The organism is Mycobacterium sp. NGS27, assembly GCF_059813005.1.
Map to the genome: position 1 here is coordinate 269,081 of NZ_JCALDT010000001.1, position 23,748 is coordinate 292,828.

Consider the following 23,748-nt stretch of genomic DNA (forward strand, 5'->3'; position numbering starts at 1 on the left):
CGCGGAGGTTTCGGCGGCGGGTGTGCGATGTTTCCGCTGTGTTACGGCTTCGCCTGCGGTGGGGCGGGTCGGTGCTAGTAGACGTCGCGGTGGTAGCGCTTGTCGGCGCTCAACGATTGGACGTAATCCTTCGCCGCGGCCGGGTCGAGCTTGCCGAATTCGGCCGCGATCTCGCAGAGCGCCCGGTCGACGTCCTTGGCCATGGGATCCGCGGTGCCGCAGACGTACAGTTGGGCGCCGTCCTGCAACCAGCTCCACAGCTGCGCTCCGCGCTTGCGCATCAGGTGCTGCACGTAGACCTTGTGCTGCTGGTCCCGCGAGAACGCCAGGTCCAGCTCGGTGAGGAACCCGTCGTCACGCATCTGCTCGAGTTCGTCGCGGTAGTAGAAGTCGGTGGCGGCGTGCTGCTCACCGAAGAACAGCCAGTTGGGTCCGGTGTGGCCGAGCGCGCGTCGTTCCTGCAGAAAACCGCGGAATGGCGCGATGCCGGTCCCGGGGCCGATCATGATCATCGGCGTGTCCGAGTCGCTCGGAGGCCGGAAGTTGCTCGACTGCTGCAGATACACAGCCACTCGGTCGCCGGGTGAGCGATCGGCCAGGTAGGTCGAGCACACCCCGCGGCGTGGCACGCCCTGGAAGTTGAAGCGCACCGGGGAGACCGTCAGGTGAACTTCTCCAGGGCACGCTTTGGGGCTTGACGAGATCGAGTACAGCCGCGGCTGTAGGCGTTTGAGGACGCGCAGCCATTCGTGGGCCGACGCCGAAACCGGCAGCTTCGACAGCAGGTCGATGGACTGGCGACCCCATGTCCAATCCGCCAGTGCCCGTTTGTTTTCCGGCTTGAGCATCTCCGCGAGTGTGGAGTCACCGGTGCGCTCCTGCACGAAGCGCACCAGGTCCCGGCTGATGTGGGCGATCTCGATGCGCTCGGTGAGCGCGGAACGCAACGACATCAGACCATGCTCGCCGACCTCGACCGGGGTCTGCCCGTTCAGCCCGGTGACCGACAGCCATTCGTCGACCAACTCGTCGCTGTTGCGCGGCCACACGCCGAGCGCGTCACCGGCCTCGTAGGTCACGGAATCTTCCGGCATGTCGAAAACCAAGTGCCGCACGTCTTTTGTCGATTGCGGCTGACTCAGCACGACGTTGCGCATCATGCCGGTGATCAGCGGATGCTTTTTGGTATAGGTGCCGGCTGCGGGAGCACCCGGTCGTGATGGCGCCGCCACCGCCGAAGCGCGGGCCGGCGCCGTCGCAGCCCCCTCTCCGCCCACCGACGTGGGCGTCTTGGTCAGGGCGTCGATGACGTCGCCCAGCCACTTCCACGCGGCGTCGTCGTAGTCGGGTTCGCAGTCCACCCGATCGGCGATGCGGGCCGCGCCCAATTCGGCGAGGCGCGCGTCCAGTTTGCGTCCGTGACCACAGAAATCGTCGTAGTTGGAGTCGCCCAGCGCGAGTACGGCATAGCGGGTCCCGGTGAGTCGCGGTGCGTTGTCCGACGTCAGCGTCCGCCAGAGGCCGGCGCCGTTGTCGGGCGCTTCGCCGTCGCCGGTGGTGCTGGTGACGAGCAACAACTCCCGCGTCGTCGCCAACTCGCCGGCCGGGAAGTCGTCCATGCTGTGCAACGCGACCGGAAGTTCGGCGGCGCCCAACCGCGCGGCGATCTCGGCGGCGAGTTCCTCTGCATTCCCGGTCTGTGACGCCCACAGCACCACGACGGGAGCTCGCTCGGCCGCGCGTTTGGCAGGGGCCGGCGCGTCGGGCGGTCGCTGGGTGCCCGGCGGTGAAGTCGCTTGGCCACCGTCTGCGACCGCCATCGGCTCGGGCCCATCGATGCGCGAGAACAGCCCCGCCAGCAGGCCGTCCACCCAAAGCCGGGTGCTGGAATCGAAGGGCGCGGTCAGCGGCAGGGTCGGAACCCCGCCGGCGCTACGACCCGCGGTCGAGCGAAGCCCGGACAGCATACCGGCAAGGTATGAGCGGCCGAGCTCGTTGAATTTCGGCTTGGGTTGTGTTGCCACACCAAGTAATTCGCCGAGGGCGTCGACTCGTGACACGCTGATTTCTCGTACCTCCGGGGGCGCGGGTTCTGGTGTGTCGCTGGGGGTCGGGGTCTCGATGTCCGAAACGGGTTGTGACACTGCGACCTTCGTCAGCGTGACGGCGCACGCCTTGAATTCCGGTTGGCTCGAGATCGGATCGACCGCATCGTTGGTGACGGCGTTGATCGACAGGTATTCGCCGAAGGCGTCGTTCCAGTGGAAGGGCGCGAAGCAGTTGCCGGGCCGCACCCGGTCGCTGATGACGGCGGGCAGCACCGCACGGCCTCGCCGGGAGGCGATTTCGACCGGCTCGTCGTCGGCGATCTGTAGGCGGGCGGCGTCGTCGGGGTGGATCTCGACGAACGGTCCGGGGTTGAGCTTGTTGAGTTTGGCCACCTTGCCGGTCTTGGTCATGGTGTGCCATTGGTGCGGCAGGCGACCGGTGTTCAGCACGAAGGGGTAGTCGTCGTCGGGCATCTCGTCCGGCAGCAGGTGCGGGCGGGCGAAGAACACCGCACGGCCCGTCGCCGTGGGGAAGGCCAGCCGTGGCACGCTGCCATCCTCGCGGACCAGCCGCGTCTGGCTGACGCCGTCGTTGAGATAGCGGATCGGATTGCGGTCGCCCTCATCTTCGGAGGCGCACGGCCACTGCAGCGGGCCCTCACGCAGCCGCTCGTGGCTGACGCCGCGCAGGTCGTAACCGGTCTTCGGGTTGGAGAACCGCTTGATCTCGTCGAAGATTTCCGCGGCGGAGTCGTAGCTGAACGCGTCCGAAAAGCCCATCTCGCAGGCGATCCGGGCGATGATCTGCCAGTCGGGCAAGGCTTGCCCGGGCGGCTGCACCGCCGGCTGGAACAGCGTCATGTTGCGTTCGCAATTGACCATGACCCCTTCGGACTCCGTCCACAGGGCCGCCGGTAACAACACGTCGGCGTAGGCGTTCGTTTCGGTGTCGAAGAACGCGTCCTGGGCCATCACCAATTCGACGCGTTCCAGGCCCGCCAGTACGGTCTTTCGATTGGCAACCGAGGCAACGGGATTGGTGCAGACTATCCAGCACGCCTTGATCTGCCCGTCGGCCATCCGGGAGAACATGTCGATGGTGCCGCTGCCGACCTCGGTGCGCAGCGTGCCGCGGGGGATGCCCCACAGCTTTTCGACGAACTCGCGGTCGTCGTCGGATGCCACCGAACGCTGCCCGGGCAGCCCCGGCCCCATGTAACCCATCTCGCGACCGCCCATCGCGTTGGGCTGGCCGGTGAGCGAGAAGGGTCCGCTCCCTGGCTTGCAGATCGCGCCGGTGGCCAGGTGCAGGTTGCAGATGGCGTTGGTGTTCCAGGTGCCGTGGGTGCTCTGGTTGAGGCCCATCGTCCAGCAGCTCATGAAGTTCTCGGCTTCGCCGATCATCTGAGCCGCCTTGCGGATGTCCTCCTCGGGTATCCCGGTCACCGCGCTCACCGTCTCGGGGGAGTACTGCTCGAGGAAAGTGGGCATCGCCTCCCAGCCCTCGGTGAAGTCGGCGATGAAGTCTGCGTCTATGTGCCCGTTCTCGACGATCAGGTGCAGCAACCCGTTGAGCAGCGCCAAATCGGATCCCGGCGCGATCTGCAGGAACAGATCGGCCTTGTCGGCGGTCGCGGTGCGGCGCGGGTCGACGACAATCAGCTTTGCGCCGGCCTTGACCCGGTCCATCATGCGCAGGAACAGGATGGGATGGCAGTCGGCCATGTTGGCGCCGATGACGAAAAAGACATCGGCACGCTCGAAGTCCTGGTACGACCCGGGCGGTCCGTCCGCTCCCAATGAGAGCTTGTAACCGGAACCCGCGCTGGCCATGCACAGCCGCGAGTTCGACTCGATCTGGTTGGTACCGATGAACCCTTTGGTCAGCTTGTTCGCCAAGTACTGCGCCTCGATGGACATCTGGCCGGACACGTACATCGCGAAAGCGTCCGCGCCGTGTTCATCGATGATCGCGCGTAACCGTTTCGCGCACTGGGTGATTGCCTGGTCCATGCCGACGGGCTCGAAAGGTTCGCCGCGGTCGGCCCGCGCATGCGCCGAATCCATCCGGCCGGGCGCGCGCAGCATGTCCGAGGTGGTGGCGCCCTTGGTGCACAAGCGGCCGAAGTTGGCGGGATGTTCTTTGTTCCCAACCGACTTGGCGACGTGATCGCGGCCGGTTTCCGGCTCCGTTGTGATCTGCAACACCATGCCACAGCCGACGCCGCAGTAAGCGCACACGGTGTTCACGGCGTTGTCAGGCGCCATGGACTCCCTAGCCACGCTTACGTCCCTCCGTCAGGTGCGTACGGGTTAGCTCCGTATCGGGTGAGTTCATTGTGGAGCAGGCATGTTTCGGCATCGCGCCCCGAAATTTCCCCCGGTTTACTTCTTCCTCTCAACGGCCAACGCGCCGGTGTGAAATCGCCGGAGGAATTTACGGCTAAGAGCCGTATCAGCGCAGGTCATCGTCGACCGCCTGTCCCGCTCGAGGTTAGTGCGCACGTCCCTCGAAACGCTTCTCAGAACAGGGTTTTTGACCAAACCGATGGGACATTCACAGTCTTCGCTAAGCTCACCGCGTGCGTCAGCTGATTGTGATCTTCCTGGTTTTGCTGGCCTCCGGCTGCGGCTGGAAGCCGGCCGCGCCGCCGCAGGCCCGGCCCGACACGTGCAAGGACTCCGACGGACCTACGGCCGACACGGTGCGCCGGGCCATCACCGCGGTTCCCGTTGCCGTCCCGGGCACCATCTGGGTCGAGATGGGCAGGGGGCACACGCGAAACTGCCGGCTGTACTGGGTGCAGATCATCCCGACGATCGCCAGCGAATCAACTCCGCAACAGCTGATCTTCTTCGACCACAACAGGCCGCTGGGCAGTCCGACCTCGAACCCGAAGCCGTACACAACGGTGCTGCCGCCCTCGGATGACACCGTCACCGTTCAATACCAGTGGCAGAAGGGAAACGACCAGCTGTGCTGTCCCACCGGCATCGGGACGGTCAAGTTCCGGATCGGCCCGGATGGCAAGCTGCAAACCCTCGGCAAGGTTCCGAACCAATAAGGTTTCTCGGGCCCGGCCGACCCTTGAGGAGATCGCCGAGTGGCCCGTCAGTTGGTGATGGCCTCGGCCAGGTTCTCCGGGTGCAGCATCTCGACGTAACGTAGCCGCTCCGGGACCCCGAACCCGTCGACAAGCGTCTCGGCGTGCGGGCGCAGCGCGCGGCACCGGTCGTTGATTCCCCGGGTGACGGCTTTGGCGCGCTCGGTGGACAGGTAGCGGTGCTCGATGTACCAGGCCTTGTCGTCCTCGATGACTGATAGTGCGTACAGGTCGCACAAGATGCCGAGCAGTTCGCGGGCCTGCTCGTCGGGGCACGCCTCGATCCCGGCGACGAAGGCTTCCAGGATGACGCGATCGATGTGCGCGCTGGCCGCGTGCAACACGTGATCCTGCACCGAGTTGAACGCGTCGAATGCCGGCATCTCTTTGGATTTGGCCTGTAGCCGCCGGGCCACCGACGCCAGCAGGTACTCCTCGCGGTCCTCGAACATCTTGATCTGGGTGCCGCGGTTGAAGAGGCTGCCCTCTTCCTCGCTGTCTTGGCGGGAATCCACGATGGTCTGGATGATCGCTTCTGCCGCAGTACGTTTCACGACGCGTTCACCAACGGTGTTGGCTGCGAAGCGAACCCATTCGACCGGGCTCATGCTCTTGATGTCGTCGGCGTAGGCCGTGAGCAATTCCTTGGCCACCAGTTGGGTCAGCACGTGGTTGTCGCCCTCGAACGTGGTGAACACGTCGGTGTCACCCCGAAGCCCGATCAGCCTGTTCTCGGCCATGTAGCCCGCGCCACCACATGCCTCGCGGGACTCCTGGATCGCGCGACTGGCATGCCACGTGTTGGCCGCCTTCAGACCGGCGGCACGCGCTTCGAGTTCGCGCTGCTCGTCGGCGTCGGGCGCGTCAGCGCTCTGCACGTCATGACACTTGCCGACCAATTCGTTCTGCGCGAACTGCAACGCGTAGGACTTCGCGATCAACGGGAACAGCCGCCGCTGGTGCACCAAGTAGTCCATGATCAGCACTTCGGACTCGTCATCGGGTGAGCTGAACTGCCTGCGCTGCAACGCATACCGGGTGGCGATATCCAGCGCCACGCGTCCGGCGGCGCCGGCGCTGCCGCCCACCGTGATCCGGCCGCGGACCAGGGTGCCAAGCATGGTGAAGAACCGACGGTTCGGGTTGTCGATCGGCGAACTGTAAGTGCCGTCTTCGGCGACGTCGCCGTATTTGTTCAGCAGGTTGACGCGCGGGACGCGGACCTGATCGAACACGATGCGGCCGTTGTCGACCCCGGGCAGCCCGCCCTTGTATTCGCAGTCCGACGTGGTGACCCCGGGCAGGTCGTTGCCGTCCTCGTCCCGGATCGGGACCAGGACGCAGTGCACACCGTGATTGACCGGCTTGCCATCCTCGGTTGTGATCAGCTGCGCGAAAACCGCTGCCATGGTTGCAGTTTCGGCGGCGCCGCCGATGTAGTCCTTGCGGGCCGACGGGGTGGGGGAGTCGATGACGAACTCTTGGGTCTCAGGGTCGTACGTCGCGGTGGTCTCGAGCGACTGCACGTCACTGCCGTGTCCGGTCTCCGTCATCGCGAAACAACCGCGCAACTCCAGGCTGATGATCTTGGGCACGTACATCTCGTGGTGGCGCTCCGTGCCCAGGTTCTCCACCGCCCCGCCGAACAGCCCCCACTGCACGCCGGCCTTCACCATCAGCGACAGGTCGGACATCGCCAGCATCTCGATCATCGTGATCGCCGCACCGACGTCGCCGGTGCCGCCATGTTCTTTCTTGAAACTGTCGGCGGCCGCGCCGAAGGCCGCCATGATTCGCATCTGCTCCGCCACCTTGGTACGGGCGATCACCGTGTTCGGTGTGTAGTGCGGGCGGAACAGGTCCTCGGTGAGCGTGTCCCGCATCCGGTTTCTGACGTCGCGCCAACGCCCGTCCAAGGCATTGCGCAGATAGTCGGCAGTGGTAGTCGTTTCAGGCGCCATGATCCGACACTAATGGGCAGTTCGCGTCGCGGCGAACAACGGCGCCCGAACTCAGCGCCGCGGTTGAGGGGCTTCCCGGGGTCCGGGCGACGGGTTGCGGTTCTCGCCGAGGGGCGACCGCAGTCGGTAGAGCGTGAACCCGGCCGCGATGACGCCGAACAGGACAAGCATCCCCATGTCGAACACCCACCAGCCGCTGTAGTGGGTCCACGTCACGGCGTCGGCGGCCAGCGAGTCGACCCTGCGCAGATTCGCGGTGGAAGCCGTGGCCGCGAAACCCCATTGGGCCGGGACGAACCAGCTGATCTGCTGCAGGCCCCAGACACTCACCAGTTGCACCAGGCTCCCGTTGAACAGCGCAGATGCCAGGATCACCGGCACCACCAGGGGCAGAACCTCCCGCAGCGACTTCCCCAGCGACGACAGCGCGAGCCCGACGACGGCGGACACGATCGCGGTGACGGCCACGCTCACGTACAGCTCGACCGTGGCGTTGTGCAACAAGGCGGCGCTTGGCGCCGGCTCACCCTTGACCGCGATGACGATCGCCACCACGACGGCCGTCCAGAGGGCCGCGGCCAGGGCGTACACGATGATCTTGGCGGTCAGGTATGCCGGTGCGGTCAGTCCGACCTCTTGCTCGCGCCGAAAGATGCGGTGTTCACAGACCAGCGCCCTGATGGTCAGCGCCGTGCCGATGATGACCGCGGCGACGTTGAGGGCGGCCAGGATTTCGATGGCCTCGTGCGTGTTGGCGCTGCCCGGGTCGGGTCGCGTCAGGCCGGATTGGCCCGGAATCAGCAGCGCCAACCCCGCCAACACGAACGGCAGGATCGCCAGGAACGCGAAGTAGCTGCGATCGCCGAGAAGCAGGCGGACCTCGCGCCGGGCCACCAGCCGGATCTGCCGGTTCCTGGACGGCCCGGGCGGCGGCGGAGCGGGTGCCGCGACTTCCGGTGGGGTGGCCGGTGCCGCCGTCTGCTGCCTCGCACGGAAGGCGAGGTGGGCTGCGTCGGAATCGACGCCGACCTGCGAAACCACTCTCGTCCAGTCGGTGGTGCCCATCGCGGACTCGATCTGCAACGGCGTTCCCAGATAGGCCGCCTTGCCCGCCGCGGTGAGCACCAACACCTGGTCGCACGCGTTGACATCGGCGAGGGACGCGCGATTCGAGATCGCGACTACGATGGCGCATCCGATGTCGGCCTGGTGCCGCAGGATCGCCATGAGCTGACGTTGTTGGGCCGGATCCAGTCCGGCGGTCGGTTCGTCGACCACGAGCAGGCTAGGCCGGGTGACGAGCTCGACCGCCAGCGCGGCGCACCGACGCAGCTCGGGCGTCAGTTTTTGGATTCTGGTGTCCCGGTGCGACGTCAGCCCGAGTTCGTCGAGAACCTGGCTGACCACGCGGTCGCGTTGCTCGGGCAAGGTGTCGGGGGGCAGTCGAATTTCGGCGGCATATTCCACGGTCTGCGCGACCGTGAGCTGCCTGTGCAAACGATCATCGCGCGCGACCACCCCGACCCGAGTCCGCATGGACTTCGGCTCTGCGTGGATGTCGTGATCGTCCACGGTGACGCGCCCGGAGCTGGGTGCTCTGGTGCCGGCCAGCAGCGCGAGCAGCGCGGAATTCCGCGCGGCCGACGGCCCGATGACCGCGGTCATGGAACCGGGACGCGCCCTGAATGAGATGCCCGACAGGGTCTCGTGCCCGTCGATCGTCAACCCCAGCTGATAGGCGCTCATCCCGGTGGTTCGTGACGCGGTCTGCAGCGGCAGGCGATAGGTGGAGTCGGGTTCCGCGGTGCGGAACGACGGCCGCTGTGCGCGGAGCTTGCTGGTCACCATCCGCTCGATCAGGCTTGGGCCCTTGTGCGGGTCCTGTTCCGCGGCGGGCGGACCCATGGGCGCAATCGGTGGCGGGGCCGCGGGCGCCGCGGGCGGGGGGACCGCACCGGGCGGCGGTGGCGGCGGGCTGGGCTGGAAAGGCTGCTGGGCGGCCGGCGGCGGCGGCGCGGCGACGGGCATGCGCTGGGTGGCGCTCTGGGTGGGTATCCGCGGGTCGGGCGCGTTCGGAGCACCCGGCGGGCTTGGTGGAAACGGAGGCGCCTGCGGTGTGTGCGGCGGGGGATACGCCGGGCCGCCGGGCGGGGGAGGTCCGGGTGGTGTGGCCGCGGGCGCGGTTTGAAAGACCAGCCGCGGACCGTGCTGGGGATCCCCGATGGCGATCCCCAATCCGTCCCGGATCTCGAGGCTGGCCAGGCGGGATCCGCCGGCGAAGATGCCGCGGCGACTCAGATCGATAGCCACCCACTGGGTTCCGGTGAACCGCAGGATCACGTCGACTCGGGGCGCTGGCGGCGACTGCGGGGGATCGTCGAGCCGCTCCAGCGGAATGTCGCAACCCGGGCCGTAGCCCACGATCACGTCACGACCCGGGCTGAAGACATACCTCGTCGGCCCGGCCCACACGGTCAGCGAGGCCGGATGTGCCGAAGCCTCGGTCGGCATGGCCGCCACCTTTCATCACCGGTCAGCTGGATTGGTCTCGCGCTTCAGGACTGCCACACCCTCAGGCGCCGGTCGCCGCGCTCGCTTAACTGTCTACCCTCGTCCGAGCTCCGCCGTGGTGCGCCGGCCCGCGAGGGAGGTGCCACGCGCGGCGTTGTCGAGCAGCCCGCGCAGCACGTCGACCGCTTGCACCAGCACCTGGCGGTCCGCGGGGTCGAGCAGAGCCAATTGCGGTTCGATCGCTGCGGCGCGGTCGGCCCGAACCGCGTTGAGCGTGCGCCTGCCCTCGGCCGTGATGCGGATCCGGACCGCACGCGCGTCTCCCGGGTCGACCATCCGGGTGACCAGGCCCGCCTCCTCGAGGCGACGCACCTGCGTCGTCATCGTCGGTTGCGAACAGTGGTCGACGCCGGCCAGGTCACCGATTCGGGCTTCGCCGTGAGCTTCGATGGTGGCCAGCAGCCTGGCCTGCGCCGCAGGCAGTGGCATGTGGATGCGTTGGGTGGCCATGCGGTTGAGCCGCGCGACGACGGCGAGCAGATCGGCTCCCAGCCCCTGCGCTCCCTCGAGCTTTGCGGCATCGACGACGTTGTCCATGCATCCATGGTTGCATAGCTTTGCTAAGCGAGGCCAAAACGGCGACCCATGTCGCGTCGTGCGCAGATCACACGATGTATTGGCGGGGCATAGCGCTGCGGCCTGGCAGAATCGTTGAAGTGAAAACCCCACCCCCGGTCCGTTTGCGTGATCGGGGTGGACCCCTACAACCGACCGAGTTGGCACAGGCCTCGGTCATGGGTGCTCTGTGCGCGGTGATCGCCATCATCGCCACGGTGATCCCGTTCGCTCAGGGCTTGGCGCTGCTGGGCACGGTGCCCATGGCGCTGTTGGCTTACCGCTACCGGCTTCGAGTGCTCCTCGCCGCGACGGTCGCTGCCGGCATGATCACTTTTCTCATCTCCGGCCTCGGTAGCTTGGCGGCCGTCCTCAACTGCGTCTATATCGGCGGGTTGACCGGGCTGGTCAAACGCAAGGGCCGGGGCGCACCGACAGTGGTTGTCACGTCGTTTGTCGCCGGAGCCGTCGTCGGCGGCGTAACCGTCGGAATGCTGACAGTGCTAACTCGACTGCGGCACCTCATTTTTCAAGTCATGACCGCGAATGTCGATGGCGTCAAGGCATTCTTGGTGCGAGTACACCTGCAGGGAGTCGCCGCCGGTGTGCAGCGGGGCTTTACCTGGGGGCTGCATTACTGGCCGTGGTTGATGCTCGGCTATCTCACCTACGGGGTGATGATCTCGTCGTTGATCGGGTGGTGGGTACTTTCGCGGCTGTTGGAGCGCATGCACAACATTCCCGACGTGCACAAGCTGGACACCCCTGACAGCGCTGGATTGTCGGATGCCGCGATCGGTCCTGTGCCTGTGCGGTTGGTCGACGTGCGGTTCCGTTACCCCGGCGCGAGCCAAGACGCCTTGCGCGAGATGAGCCTGGACCTCCGGGTCGGCGAGCATGTCGCCGTCGTCGGCGCGAACGGTTCGGGGAAAACGACCTTGACGCTGATTCTGGCGGGCCGGGAACCGACGTCGGGCGCCGTGTATCGCCCTGGCGCAGTGGGTTTGGGGAGAGTCGGTGGCACGTCGCTCGTGCTTCAGCACCCCCAGACCCAGATTCTGGGCACCAGAGTGGCAGACGATGTGGTGTGGGGCCTGCCACCGGGCACCAAAGTCGACGTGAACCAGTTGCTGAGCGAGGTCGGCCTCGAGCGGCTCGCCGAGCGCGACACCGGCAGCCTGTCCGGCGGCGAGTTGCAGCGGCTGGCGCTGGCCGCCGCACTCGCCCGGGAGCCCTCGCTGTTGATCGCCGACGAGTTCACCAGCATGATCGACCAGCCGGGCCGCGAACTCTTGTTAGATGTCCTGTCGGGTCTACCCGAGCGGCACCGCACGGCCCTGGTGCACATCACGCACTTCGACAATGAGGCCGCATCGGCCGACCGCACGATCAATCTCAGCGAGTCATCCGATAACAGCGGCATGGTCGAGATCGCGCCAGCGCCGGTGCCGACCGGCGCCGCCACCCCCGGTTCCAACAAACCGGTCCTCGAGGTGGTGGGGGTCGGACACGAATACCACAGCGGTACGCCGTGGGCGAAGACGGCGTTGCGCGATATCAACTTCACGGTGGAGCAAGGTGATGGGCTGCTCATCCACGGCGGCAACGGCTCTGGCAAGTCGACTCTGGCGTGGATCATGGCCGGGCTGACTGTGCCCACCGAGGGCGTCTGCCTCATCGACGGCGAACCCACGCATCGGCACGTCGGCGCGGTGGCTTTGTCGTTCCAGGCCGCCAGGCTGCAGTTGATGCGCAGCCACGTCGACCGGGAACTGGCTTCAGTCGCGGGCTTTTCGCACCGCGACCACGATCGCGTGGCCGCCGCGCTGATCGCTGTCGGACTGGACCCGGCACTCGCCCAGCGGCGCATCGATCAGCTCAGTGGTGGACAAATGCGCCGCGTGGTGCTGGCCGGACTGCTGGCGTGTTCGCCCCGGGTCTTGATTCTCGACGAACCGTTGGCAGGGCTGGATGCCAGCAGCCAGCGCGGTCTTTTGCGAGTGCTTGCGAATTTGCGCCGTACCCGCGGCGTGACGTTAGTGGTCATTTCGCACGACTTCGTCGGGCTTGACGAGGTTTGTCCGCGCACTATCCGGTTGCGCGACGGTGCGCTGGAAACGGTGTCTACCACTGCCGCGGCGGGAGGCCTAGCGTGACGACAACCTCGACCGCGGCGACCAATGTGAATCGGCGGCGTTCCCCATCGGTCGTCCTGCTGGTCCCCGTTCCCGGACGATCGGCCATTCACGACCTGTGGGCCGGCACCAAGTTGCTGGTTGTGTTTGGCGTTTCGGTGCTTCTGACGTTTTACCCGGGATGGACGACGATCGCGTTGGTGGCGGCCCTGCTGGCGGCGGCGGTCTGGATTGCACGAATCCCGCGTGGTGCGCTGCCGCCGATTCCGCGGTGGCTGTGGGCCCTTCTCGCGTTGGGCTTTGTGACCGCGGCGCTGGCCGGCGGCAGCCCCACGGTGCCGATGGGCGGCGTGCTCATCGGGCTCGGTGGAGCGCTGCAATTCCTCAGGATCACCGCCCTGTCGATCGTGCTGCTGGGCCTCGGGGCGATGGTGTCGTGGACCACGAACGTTGCCGAAATCGCGCCTGCGGTAGCGACGTTGGGTCGTCCGCTGAGAGTGCTGCGCATTCCGGTTGACGAATGGGCGGTGGCCCTGGCTCTCGCGCTGCGCGCCTTCCCGATGCTGATCGACGAATTTCATGTGCTCTACGCCGCGCGGTTGTTGCGGCCCAACCGAATACCCTCAGGTCGCAGGGCACGGTTAAGGCAGCAGCGCCGGGGCGTGATCGACCTGATGGCCGCAGCGGTCGTCGTGACCCTGCGTCGGGCTGACGAGATGGGCGACGCTATCACCGCCCGCGGCGGCATCGGTCAGCTGTCCGCCAGCCCGGCACGGCCGAAACTGGCCGACTGGTTGACACTCGCCATCACCGTTGCCGTCTGCGTCGCCGCGGTAGTGATCGAGACGGTGCTTCCGCAAGTGGGCTGATCGCTGATTGCGTCATTTGGTGAAAGCGCCCCACGGTCCGACGCAGTTGCGGCAGGCTGCTTCATAATCAGCTGATCCGGCCACAGGAGGGGCGCTTGCCAGCCACGTCGATCAGCCTGAAAGAACAGATGCTGCGGCGGCGCCCGGTGGTGGGTGCGCACGCCGCGCACGGGGCCGCGGATCACCTCAAGCGCGGCATCGGAACGTTTCAGCTGACCATGTTCGGGGTTGGCTCGACGGTCGGCACCGGCATCTTCTTCGTCATGTCGCAGGCGGTCCCCGAAGCGGGGCCGGGCGTGATCGTCTCCTTCCTTCTCGCTGGTATCGCCGCTGGGCTCGCGGCCCTCTGTTACGCCGAATTGGCCTCGGCGGTGCCGGTTTCCGGGTCGTCGTATTCGTATGCGTACACCACGCTGGGAGAGGTCGTGGCCGTGGGCGTGGCGGCCTGCCTGCTACTGGAATACGGGGTGGCGACCGCGGCGGTCGCGGTCAACTGGAGCGGCTATCTGAATAAATTGCTGAGCAATGTCCTGGGATTCCAGCTGCCGCAAGCCCTGTCGGCCGCGCCGTGGGACACCCAACCCGGATACGTGAACGTGCCTGCGGTCCTGCTGATCGCCATGTGCGCGTTGTTGCTCATCCGCGGCGCCAGCGAATCGGCCAAGGTCAACGCGATCATGGTGATGATCAAACTCGGCGTATTGGTCGTGTTCGCCGTCGTCGCCTTCACGGCGTTCGACGCGAGCCATCTCCGTGACTTCGCGCCCTTCGGCGTTTCCGGTATCGGTTCGGCCGCCGGCACCATTTTCTTCTCCTACATCGGCCTCGACGCCGTGTCCACCGCGGGCGACGAGGTGAACAACCCGCAGAAAACCATGCCGCGCGCGCTGATCGGCGCGCTGCTGACCGTCACCGGCGCCTACGTCCTCGTCGCGGTCGCCGCACTGGGCACCCAGCCGTGGCAGGACTTCGCCGGCCAGCAGGAAGCCGGGCTGGCCACGATTCTTGACAACGTCACCCACGGCGGTTGGGCCGGCACGATTCTGGCTGCGGGAGCGGTCATTTCGATCTTCAGCGTCACGTTGGTCACCATGTACGGCCTCACCCGCATCCTGTTCGCGATGGGCCGTGACGGGCTACTGCCCGCCAGGTTCGCGACGGTGAACGCACGCACCATGACCCCGGTGACCAACACGGTGATCGTCGCCATCGTGGCCTCGACCCTGGCCGCCTTCATCCCGCTGCAGAAGCTCGCCGACATGGTGTCGATCGGCACGCTCACCGCGTTCGTCGTCGTATCCGTCGGAGTAATCATCTTGCGGGTGCGCGAGCCTGATCTGCCACGAGGATTCAAGGTCCCGGCTTATCCCGTCACACCGATTCTTTCGGTGGCGGCCTGCGGCTACATCCTCGCCAGCCTGCACTGGTACACCTGGGTCGCATTCACCGGCTGGGTGGTGCTGGCGTTGATTTTTTATTTCGTGTGGGGTCGCCACCACAGCGCGCTCAACGACGAGGTGGTCGAGTCCTCATCGGACGATGTCCGGTAACCAGAACTCACTGGCGCGCCGCGGCGGCGTTGGCCGCCGCCTGAGCCCGCTGCAATATCGCCGCGACATCGCCGCGGCCCAAGAACATTTCGTCGAAGTACGGTTGCAACGCGTCGTTGCCGGCGGCGAAGCCTGCCCCTCCGGGGGCGGGGATGCGCGGACCGTTCAGCACGGCGAAGAAGGGCGTGACGTCGACACCCCGGGTGGCCCAATACCGGAAGTAGACAGGCTGGGCGGTGGGCACCGCGGGGATTGCCGCGCCGTAGCGCCCCAGGTATTCGTTGCCCTGTTTACTGCCCATCCAGGCCAACACCTGGCGCACGGCGTCGGGGTGCTTCGTCGCCGCATTGCCCGCCGCCGCAATGCCATTGGTGACGCTGACCCGTCCCGCGGGGCCGGCGGGCATCATCGCCACACCCCAATGGAAGCGGGCATCGCGCGCGACCGGCGCCAGGTTGTAGGTGCCGGATTGAAAGAGAGCCATTCTGCCGGCCAAAAACTGATTGCGGGAAAAGTCGCCGTTGTCGTTGGTGTCGGCGGCGGGTGGCGCGACGTGGTCGCGGTTGATCAGGTCGACCAGATACCGGAAGGCCGTCACTGCGGCGGGGTTGTCGAAGGCGAAAGAGTCGCCCCGCTGGAACACGCCGCCGGCCGAACCGATGTAGTTCAGGTAGATGCCCTGGGGATCGTTGGCCGCGTTGTAGGCCCACCGTCGCACCCGCCTCGCGTCGAAATATGGTGTGTCGCCTCGGTTTCCATCGGCGTCGACGGTGAGCCGGCTCAGCAGTGGACGCAAAGTGTCACCGTCGCCGGGGCTCCACCGCAGGGTATTCAGCTGGGCCGGATCGACGCCCGCGGCGGCGAGAAGATCTGCGTTGTAGTACAACGCGATTCCAGCGTCGGTCAGCTGCGGCACGCCCCACAGCGTGCCGTTTCGAGTGAACTGCTCGACTACCGGCCGCTCCCACTCCGAATCGGCCTTGGACCCAAGCACTTCGCCGATGTTCAGGAGCCGGCCACTGTCGGCATACGCCGCGAGGTAGGCGTTGGACAGCCAGAAAATGTCGTCGGCGCTGCCACCGGCCACATCGGTGCGCAGGGTGTTGAAGTAGGTCGAGTACGCCACCAGGTTCAGGTGTACCTCGATGCCGGGATGGGCGCGGTTGAAGGCCTCGAAGGATTGTCGATAGGCCGCACCGAGCTGGTCGCCCCAGACGCGGACCGTGACGACAGTCTTGCCACCATGCGGCTGCGCGGAGTAATCCAGCAGCACCGCCATCGCGGCCAGCAGCACCGCCACCAGCGCGATCGATCCCGCGACCAGTGTGGAAAAGCGCGGCCGCATCACCGTGCGCACCCAGATTGCCATGGGGGTCGTGAATTCGCGGAACGAACAGCCACGGCGGCAATCTCGCCGCATCGGCGCCTCACTTGAGTCCCGATACGACGATTGAGGCGACGATATGGCGCTGGAAGACCACGAACAGTACGATCAGCGGGGCCATCGCGACCGTGGTTGCCGCCATCACCAACGTCCATTGGGAATTGAACCGCGACTGCAGGTCGGCGGTCGCGACGGTGAGCACGCGCCACTTGTGGCCGCTGGTGATCACCAACGGCCACATGAAGTTGTTCCACTGCGAAACCACGGTGATCAACGCCAGTGCTGCCAGGACAGCGCGACTGGACGGAATCACCACGTGCACAATCACGTCCAAGGTTTTCGCGCCGTCCAGTCGAGCGGCGTTGATCAGATCGTTCGGGATGATCCGAAAGTGCTCACGCAGCAAGAAGATCGCGTACGGCGAGCCGAACATGAACGGCAGCACCAAGGCCCAAAACGTGTTGCGCAGACCGAGCTGAGCCATCATGAGATACATCGGCACCACCGTGACCGTCCCCGGCACCATCAGCGTCGCGATGTACACCCAGAACAGCGCGTCACGGCCGGGGAACTGCAAACGGGCGAAGGCATATGCGGCCAGCACCGAAAAGGTCAACTGGCCCACCAGAATCACCGCCGTCATCAAGGCGGTCACCGCCGCCGCGCGGCCGAACCCCGCCCCGCCCAGGTTGGCGAAATTCGACAGCGTGGGTGGCCGCGGCAGCTGCAACGGGCTGCCCGTGACGAACTGGTGTGCAGAGGTGAACGACGTCATCAGTCCAAGCGCGAACGGCGCCAAGGTGATCAACGCGCCCAGCGACAGTCCGGCATAAATCACCGCATTGGACGTGATCCGGCTAGGTGAGGTCATAGCTGATCCGTCTCCGGAAATACAGATGCTGTACCAGGGTGACGCCGATCAGGATCACGAACAGCACCACCGCCATCGCCGACGCGCGGCCGATGGCCGCCGAACCGAAAGCCTCGGCGTAGATGCGATGGGCCACCAGGTCGGTGCTGCCGGCCGGTCCGCCGCCGGTGAGCGCGTACACCATGTCGAAAACCTGTGCCGTGCTGACGATCCCGGTCACTAACACGAAGAAGGTCGTCGGTCGCAGCATGGGCATGGTGATGCGCCAGAACCGCTGCCATGCGGTGGCGCCGTCGGTGCGTGCGGCGGCGTGGACGTCCTCGGGAATCGCCAGCAGGCCCGCCAGAAACGACAACGAGACGTAGCCGACGTTGGTCCACACCACCACGGCCGATACCAGCGGCAGCGCAAAGCTGGGATCCGACAGCCATTCGATGCTGTGCCCCAGCACAGTGCTGACGGCGCCGTCCGTGGGAGCCAGGATCCAGCGCCATAGCACCGCGATGGCCAGCGGCGCGCAAATCCACGGGAGCACGAACAGGGTGCGAAACAGATTGGTGCCGCGAAGCTGCCGCGCCAGCATGGTCGCGGCCAGCAGTCCCAAGACGGTCTGCGCCGGCACCACGATCGCCACGAAGATGACCGTGACGATCAGGGAGTTGCCGAATCCGGCGTCGGTCAGGACCGAGCGCCAGTTGGACAGGCCGACGAAGTGCAGCGGGCCGAGGAGATCCCAGCGGCACAGGCTCAGCCAAAGCACGACCAGGATGGGCAGCAGCAAAAAGGCGAGCACGCCGAACAGGCTGGGCGCCAGCAGCGCGTAGCCCAGCGCGGTAGATCGAGGGTGAATCCCGCGTACCGCGCTGGCCATGGGGTAATTAAAGCGGGCGCTGGCGGGGTTTGGGCTGACCGGTCGTTACGGTGGAAGCGTGACACCGAACCGGGGGATCGATGCCGACTTCCTGGAGCTGCCGCGCCACGATTTGGCCGAAGCCGCGCTCTCGGCGGCCACAGCGGCCGGGGCGACGCACGCCGACCTGCGGGTTCATCGCATCATCACCGAGATCATCCAGCTGCGCGACGGCGAGCTGGAGACCGCGGTGATCAATCGCGAGGTGGGCCTGGCGGTGCGATTGATCGTCGACGGCACCTGGGGATTCGCCTCGCACGCGGAGCTGGTGCCGTCGGTGGCCGCCGAGACGGCTCGGCGCGCAGTGCACGTCGCGACCACGCTGGCGACGCTGAGCAGCGAGTGCGTCGAGCTGGCGCCCGAACCGGTCTACGCGGACGCGGCCTGGGTGTCGGACTACCGAATCGATCCGTTCGACATCTCGACGACCGACAAGATCGCCGTGCTGGAGGACTACTCCGGTCGGCTGCTGAGCGCCGACGGCGTCAACCACGTGTCGGCGGTGCTGACCGCCGTCAAGGAGCAGACGTTTTACGCCGACACCTTCGGATCCTCGATCACCCAGCAGCGGGTGCGGGTATTGCCCTCGCTGGAGGCGGTGACCGTCGACCCCGCGGCCGGCAGCTTCGATTCGATGCGGACGCTGGTGCCGCCGATGGGGCGGGGCTGGGAGGCCGTGGCCGGCGACGAGGTGTGGAACTGGAGCGACGAGCTGGCGCAGCTGCCGTCATTGCTGGCCGAAAAAATCAAGGCGCCCAGCGTTATTCCAGGGCGCAAAGACCTGGTGATCGACCCGACCAACCTGTGGCTGACGATTCATGAATCAATCGGGCACGCAACCGAATACGATCGTGCGATCGGCTACGAGGCCGCCTACGCGGGAACGTCGTTCGCCACGCCGGACAAGCTGGGCACCATGCGGTACGGGTCGCCGGTGATGAACGTGACGGCGGATCGCACCGTCCAATTCGGCTTGGCCACCATCGGTTACGACGATGAAGGCGTGGCCGCGCAAAGCTGGGATCTGGTGCGTGACGGGATCTTCACCGGCTACCAGCTTGACCGGGTGTTCGCCCAGCGGCTGGGCCGGCCGCGCTCCAATGGATGCTCGTACGCCGACTCGCCGCATCATGTGCCGATCCAGCGGATGGCCAACGTGTCGCTGCAGCCCGCCCCCGACGACATCAGCACCGACGACTTGATCGGCCGGGTCGAGGACGGCATCTACATCGTCGGTGACAAGTCATGGTCAATCGACATGCAGCGCTACAACTTCCAGTTCACCGGCCAGCGTTTCTTCGCGATCCGTGACGGCCGGCTGGACGGTCAGTTGCGTGACGTCGCGTATCAGGCCACCACGACCGAGTTCTGGAATTCGATGGAGGCGGTGGGGGGCCCGTCGACCTGGCGCCTGGGTGGCGCGTTCAACTGCGGCAAGGCTCAGCCGGGCCAGATCGCGGCGGTCAGCCACGGCTGCCCGTCGGCACTGTTCCGCGGCGTCAACGTGCTCAATACCCGCACCGAGGGCGGCCGATGATCCGCGCCGGCGACGATGCAGAGTGGAGCGATGCTGAGGAGCGGCGCCGATGATCACTGCGCAGCATGTCGTCAACATCGTGCTCGATGAGGCGGCCAAGCTCGGCCGCGCCGACGAGACCATGGTGCTGGTCACCGATAAGGTCGAAGCGACACTGCGGTGGGCGGGCAATTCGATGACTACCAACGGGGTTTCGGTCAGCCGCAGCGTGACGGTGATTTCGGTGGTGCGGCGCGGGTCCACTGCGCGCATCGGCACGGTCGTGTCCGCCGAGGCCGATCCACGAGTGCTGCCCGGGCTGGTTGCGGCATCGCAGGAGGCGGCTAGCGCCGCGCCAGAGGCTGGCGATGCCGCGCCGCTGCTCGCCGATACCGGCGTGCCCGTCGATTGGGACGCGCCGGTGCCGGGCACCGGGCCCCTGGTTTTCTCCGACGTCGCCGACTCGCTGAGCCGTGGCTTCCGCGGCGATGACCGACTTTATGGCTTTGCCCACCATAGTGTTTCGACGACATTCCTGGCGTCGTCGACCGGATTGCGCCGACGTTTCACCCAGCCCACCGGTGCGGTGGAGATCAACGCCAAACGCGGCGATGCCAGCGCCTGGGCTGGCGTCGGAACACCTGACTTCGTCGATGTGCCAACGGATTCGCTGCTCGAGCAGCTCTCGATGCGACTGGGCTGGGCGCAGCGCAGTGTCGAGTTACCGGCGGGCCGCTACGAAACGATCATGCCGCCGTCGACGGTGGCCGACATGATGATCTACATGGCCTGGTCGATGGCGGGCCGCGGCGCCCAGGAGGGCCGGACCGCGTTCTCGGCGCCCGGCGGCGGAACCCGGGTGGGGGAGCGGCTCACCGACCTGCCGCTGACGCTTTTTTCCGATCCCATGGCTCCCGGCCTCGCCTGCACGCCGTTCGTCGCGGTCAGCAGTTCCTCGGAGACGGTGTCGGTGTTCGACAACGGGGCGGAGATCAACCAGGTGGACTGGATCCGCGACGGGGTGATCAACGCGCTGGCTTATCCGCGGGCCACGGCCGCCAAATACGATGCCGACGTTGCAATCGCTGCCGACAATCTCGTGATGACCGGGGGAACGGCCAGTCAGGACGACATGATCGCGGCCACCGAGCGCGGCCTGCTGCTGACCACGCTGTGGTACATCCGCGTCGTCGACCCCACCACGCTGTTGTTCACCGGGCTGACCCGCGACGGCGTCTACCTCATCGAGGACGGCAAGGTGACCGCTGCGGTCAACAACTTCCGGTTCAACGAGAGTCCGCTCGACCTCCTGCGACGGGCCACCGAGGCCGGCGTCAGCGAGAAGACCCTGCCGCGCGAATGGGGCGATTGGGCCACCCGGGCGGCCATGCCGTCGCTGCGGATACCCGATTTCCACATGTCATCGGTGAGCCAGGCCCAGTAATTCTTTGCCGCCCGGCAGCGCACGTTCTAGCGTGTGACGAATGGCGGCTCCGGTTTCTGTTCGCGAAGACCAGCTCACCCGGTTGGTGTCGTTATGCCCCGGTGATGGTCGCACCGCGGCGCTGGTTCGGCGGGTGTGCGCACAGACGATGTCGCTGTCGCCGTTGCCCGCGAGCGTCGAGGTGGGCGAGCCGCAATCGGAAGCCGAGGCCGCCGTCACCGTGTTCGCCGAACAATTCAGCGCCGACGTCTCGTCGGTGACCGCCGAGCAGCGGACGCGGTTGTGGAAGCAGCTAGGGGACCGCACCTTTGGCGTCGTCGTGCAGATGTACCTCGCCGACTTCATTCCCCGGGTACGGGCCGGGCTGGAAGCGCTCGGGGTCGGTGCGCAGTATCTGGGCTGGGTTGCCGAACCGATCAGCTGGGATCACACCACCGAACCGGCGGATCCGGTGTTCAACGACTTTTTAATCGCGGTGGCGCGAATGCGTGCGCTCGACCCCGTGACCTCCGAGCTGGTTCGGCTGCGCGGGGCGGCGCAGCACAATTGCCGCTTGTGCAACTCGCTTCGCGAGGGCGGCGCGCTTGATGCCGGCGGTTCGGAAAAGCTGTACGAGGAGATCGAGCGCTTCGAGTCGTCGAGTTTGCTCGACGACCGCGCTAAAGCAGCGCTGCGCTATGCCGATGCGTTAATTTGGACCCCTGCGCACCTCGCCGCCGATGATGTCGCCGAGGTGCGCTCCCGGTTCTCCGAGGCCGAAGCCGTGGAACTCACCTTCGACATCATGCGCAATGCCAGCAACAAAATAGCCGTGTCGTTGGGCGCTGACGCGCCGCGCGTCGAGAACGGCACAGAACGGTACTTGCTCGACGCCGACGGCCAGACGGTGTTCAGCTGACATTTGCGGATGCGGGCTGGGCGGAGCCGAGCTTTAAGGCTCTTAGCTGTCGGCGCCCCTGACGCCGAGCAGCAGCCGTTTGTCGCGCTTCCGGCGCGGCTTGGCGGCCAGGCCCGCGGTCAGACATCCCGGGCCGAGGGCACCAAATGTTAACCATCCATACACTGACTCGCAAGTGTCCGTTTCCGCTGTATGCGGGGGCCATTCGCTACTTTTAGCCCGGTCGCCGACACTGAAACGACACCGAAAAGTGGCGGTAACCAGATGGCAGCGTGGCCCGAGCACGATTGCCACCGACCGTGCGTCATTGGCCGGCGGTCGTAGGGCTTGTTCAGCTTGGGGTTGCGCCGGAAGCGACTGCGTTCTCGCGCAGAGGGAGGTTCGGAAATGACCAGCACCCGTACACGTTCGCGCGTTCGAGTGTCGTCGGTGTGGGCTGCCGGTGTTGCGTTGGGCGCCTCGATGCTCGGCGGGGCTGTGCTGTCCGCTCCGTTAGCCTCGGCTACCTGCAATTTGAGTCCGGCCGACGATCAGTACATCAAACTGTTGGCGCAGAACAAGATGGTGCACAACGCCGACTACAGCGATTGCCATGAGGCCGCCGAGGGCCGTTGGTTCGCCGATCAGGTGCGGGCCAACCCCAATCCATTCGGCGAGGGCCAGGAGCTGATCAACATGATCACCCGCACCACGCCGATGACCCAGGAGCAGGCGGAGTGGGAGGTCGAGTCGGCCATTTACGTCTACGCGCCCGAACTGATTCCCAAGATCAAAGATCAAGCGGCGAAAGCAAACTGGCCGGCCGAGTCTTAGGCATCCCAGCGTCGTTGCGGCGCAATGGTTTTGTGTTTCAGAACGTCAGCGGCCGTGAGGGCTTTGCTCTCCGGCCGCTTTCGTTTGTCAGCATTGGCTAACTCAGGACTGCCATGATGCACCGTTGATCAACGGCGTCAGCAAGCCGTGTGGCACTGCTGCTTTTGGGCTTCATATCGTTGCCGCATTGAGCCCGAAGAATTTCTCGCACAGTAAGTTTTGGCTGATTGCTGTTCACCCGTTGTTCGTAGGAATCGTCGTTTGCCGCGCTGATCGGCGGTGGTATCCGCTCTCTGCCGCGAGAGAAAAAGTAGCAAATTTCCACGACAAGGGGGTCCGCAGAAGTGACAACGACACGATTGCGCGTGCAGGTGCTGACGGTGGGGGCCGCCGGTTTTGCGCTGGGGGCCGCGATGTTCGGTGGCGCTGCGGTGTCAGCGCCGCGGGCTGCGGCGGCCTGTAATTTGAGTCCGGCAGACGATCAGTACATCAAACTGTTGGCGCAGAACAAGATGGTGCACAACGCCGACTACAGCGATTGCCACGAGGCCGCCGAGGGCCGCTGGTTCGCCGATCAGGTTCGGGCCAACCCCAATCCGTTCGGTGAGGGCCAAGAGCTGATCAACATGATCACCAGAACCACCCCCATGACCCAGGCGCAGGCGGAGTGGGAGGTCGAGTCGGCGATTTTCGTCTACGCGCCAGAGCTGATTCCCAAGATCAAGGCTCAAGCCGGGCAGGCAGGGCCGGCTCCCTCATAGCCGCGCGGGATATGAGGCGGGTCGCCCGCTGGGCGCCTCAGTCCTTAAGGATGTGCCGCCGCCCGACGGACGTTGGTTCCGGTCTTCCGCTACGGTTTCCTACGGAACTACTCCGTCGGGGGCGGTAGCTCAGTTGGTTAGAGCCGCGGACTCATAATCCGTTGGTCGCGGGTTCGAGCCCCGCCCGCCCCACCGAAAAGGTGTATGACCTCGGGTGATGCGTGACACTTCGTCTTCGGCTGATAGGTGACAGTGTTTTGGCTGATGCTTGACAGTTACTTCGGCTGATCCTTGACACTCCCTAGACGAGTGAGTTAACCGTCGCCGAGCAGGTTGGCGGTAATCAGCGATGCGTTGT

General features: G+C 65.9%; 16 protein-coding genes and 1 tRNA gene. 10 read left to right on the top strand and 7 right to left on the bottom strand.

Going from position 1 to position 23,748, the window contains the following annotated elements; genetic code table 11:
- Positions 1 to 74: 74 nt before the first annotated feature.
- On the bottom strand, positions 75 to 4,316 hold the full coding sequence (locus tag AC5Y30_RS01145) for a bifunctional nitrate reductase/sulfite reductase flavoprotein subunit alpha (protein WP_499915563.1): 4,242 nt from the start codon (positions 4,314 to 4,316) through the stop codon (positions 75 to 77).
- 329 nt (positions 4,317 to 4,645) lie between these two features.
- On the opposite strand from AC5Y30_RS01145, the gene AC5Y30_RS01150 reads away from it, so the two are divergent.
- Positions 4,646 to 5,113, top strand: a complete 468-nt coding sequence (locus AC5Y30_RS01150; protein WP_499916701.1) for an LppP/LprE family lipoprotein — start codon at positions 4,646 to 4,648, stop codon at positions 5,111 to 5,113.
- Between the two features lie 47 nt (positions 5,114 to 5,160).
- Here the strand turns inward: AC5Y30_RS01150 and AC5Y30_RS01155 are convergent, their stop codons facing one another.
- From AC5Y30_RS01155 to AC5Y30_RS01165, 3 genes are all read right to left on the bottom strand, one after another.
- On the bottom strand, positions 5,161 to 7,113 hold the full coding sequence (locus AC5Y30_RS01155) for an acyl-CoA dehydrogenase family protein (RefSeq protein ID WP_499915565.1): 1,953 nt from the start codon (positions 7,111 to 7,113) through the stop codon (positions 5,161 to 5,163).
- A gap of 51 nt (positions 7,114 to 7,164) precedes the next feature.
- Positions 7,165 to 9,624 carry an ATP-binding cassette domain-containing protein gene (locus AC5Y30_RS01160; protein WP_499915566.1) on the bottom strand — a complete coding sequence of 820 codons (2,460 nt, stop codon included), beginning with the start codon at positions 9,622 to 9,624 and terminating at the stop codon, positions 7,165 to 7,167.
- A 93-nt stretch (positions 9,625 to 9,717) separates the two neighbouring features.
- Entirely contained in the window at positions 9,718 to 10,221 is a 504-nt protein-coding gene (locus AC5Y30_RS01165) for a MarR family winged helix-turn-helix transcriptional regulator (protein WP_499915567.1), read from the bottom strand.
- A 74-nt stretch (positions 10,222 to 10,295) separates the two neighbouring features.
- On the opposite strand from AC5Y30_RS01165, the gene AC5Y30_RS01170 reads away from it, so the two are divergent.
- The 3 genes from AC5Y30_RS01170 to AC5Y30_RS01180 all read left to right on the top strand — a co-directional run bounded on the left by AC5Y30_RS01170 (position 10,296) and on the right by AC5Y30_RS01180 (position 14,793).
- The gene (locus tag AC5Y30_RS01170) at positions 10,296 to 12,395 is read left to right on the top strand and encodes an ABC transporter ATP-binding protein (RefSeq protein ID WP_499915569.1); all 2,100 of its coding nucleotides are present in this window, start codon (positions 10,296 to 10,298) and stop codon (positions 12,393 to 12,395) included.
- Complete coding sequence (locus AC5Y30_RS01175; protein WP_499915570.1) at positions 12,392 to 13,243, top strand: CbiQ family ECF transporter T component; 852 nt, start codon at positions 12,392 to 12,394, stop codon at positions 13,241 to 13,243. Before AC5Y30_RS01170 ends, AC5Y30_RS01175 begins: the two co-directional genes overlap by 4 nt.
- Positions 13,244 to 13,338: 95 nt before the next feature.
- Positions 13,339 to 14,793, top strand: coding sequence for an amino acid permease (locus AC5Y30_RS01180; protein ID WP_499915572.1), 1,455 nt, complete (start codon positions 13,339 to 13,341; stop codon positions 14,791 to 14,793).
- Positions 14,794 to 14,800: 7 nt separating this feature from the next.
- Here the strand turns inward: AC5Y30_RS01180 and AC5Y30_RS01185 are convergent, their stop codons facing one another.
- The 3 genes from AC5Y30_RS01185 to AC5Y30_RS01195 all read right to left on the bottom strand — a co-directional run bounded on the left by AC5Y30_RS01185 (position 14,801) and on the right by AC5Y30_RS01195 (position 17,919).
- The gene (locus AC5Y30_RS01185; protein WP_499916703.1) at positions 14,801 to 16,141 is read right to left on the bottom strand and encodes an ABC transporter substrate-binding protein; all 1,341 of its coding nucleotides are present in this window, start codon (positions 16,139 to 16,141) and stop codon (positions 14,801 to 14,803) included.
- 79 nt (positions 16,142 to 16,220) lie between these two features.
- Positions 16,221 to 17,048, bottom strand: a complete 828-nt coding sequence (locus AC5Y30_RS01190; RefSeq protein WP_499915573.1) for a carbohydrate ABC transporter permease — start codon at positions 17,046 to 17,048, stop codon at positions 16,221 to 16,223.
- Positions 17,035 to 17,919: a carbohydrate ABC transporter permease gene (locus tag AC5Y30_RS01195; protein WP_499915575.1), complete on the bottom strand. Its 885-nt coding sequence runs from the start codon at positions 17,917 to 17,919 to the stop codon at positions 17,035 to 17,037. Before AC5Y30_RS01195 ends, AC5Y30_RS01190 begins: the two co-directional genes overlap by 14 nt.
- 58 nt (positions 17,920 to 17,977) lie before the next feature.
- Here AC5Y30_RS01195 and AC5Y30_RS01200 point away from each other — a divergent pair, with 58 nt between their 5' ends.
- The 6 genes from AC5Y30_RS01200 to AC5Y30_RS01225 all read left to right on the top strand — a co-directional run bounded on the left by AC5Y30_RS01200 (position 17,978) and on the right by AC5Y30_RS01225 (position 23,582).
- Complete coding sequence (locus AC5Y30_RS01200) at positions 17,978 to 19,495, top strand: TldD/PmbA family protein (protein ID WP_499915576.1); 1,518 nt, start codon at positions 17,978 to 17,980, stop codon at positions 19,493 to 19,495.
- 49 nt (positions 19,496 to 19,544) lie between these two features.
- Entirely contained in the window at positions 19,545 to 20,918 is a 1,374-nt protein-coding gene (locus tag AC5Y30_RS01205) for a metallopeptidase TldD-related protein (RefSeq protein WP_499915577.1), read from the top strand.
- Positions 20,919 to 20,958: 40 nt separating this feature from the next.
- On the top strand, positions 20,959 to 21,816 hold the full coding sequence (locus AC5Y30_RS01210) for a carboxymuconolactone decarboxylase family protein (RefSeq protein WP_499915579.1): 858 nt from the start codon (positions 20,959 to 20,961) through the stop codon (positions 21,814 to 21,816).
- Between the two features lie 387 nt (positions 21,817 to 22,203).
- The gene (locus AC5Y30_RS01215) at positions 22,204 to 22,629 is read left to right on the top strand and encodes a hypothetical protein (protein WP_499915580.1); all 426 of its coding nucleotides are present in this window, start codon (positions 22,204 to 22,206) and stop codon (positions 22,627 to 22,629) included.
- A 380-nt stretch (positions 22,630 to 23,009) separates the two neighbouring features.
- Positions 23,010 to 23,390 carry a hypothetical protein gene (locus tag AC5Y30_RS01220; RefSeq protein ID WP_499916705.1) on the top strand — a complete coding sequence of 127 codons (381 nt, stop codon included), beginning with the start codon at positions 23,010 to 23,012 and terminating at the stop codon, positions 23,388 to 23,390.
- 118 nt (positions 23,391 to 23,508) lie between these two features.
- Positions 23,509 to 23,582, top strand: a tRNA-Ile gene (locus AC5Y30_RS01225).
- The last annotated feature ends 166 nt before the right edge of the window (positions 23,583 to 23,748 follow it).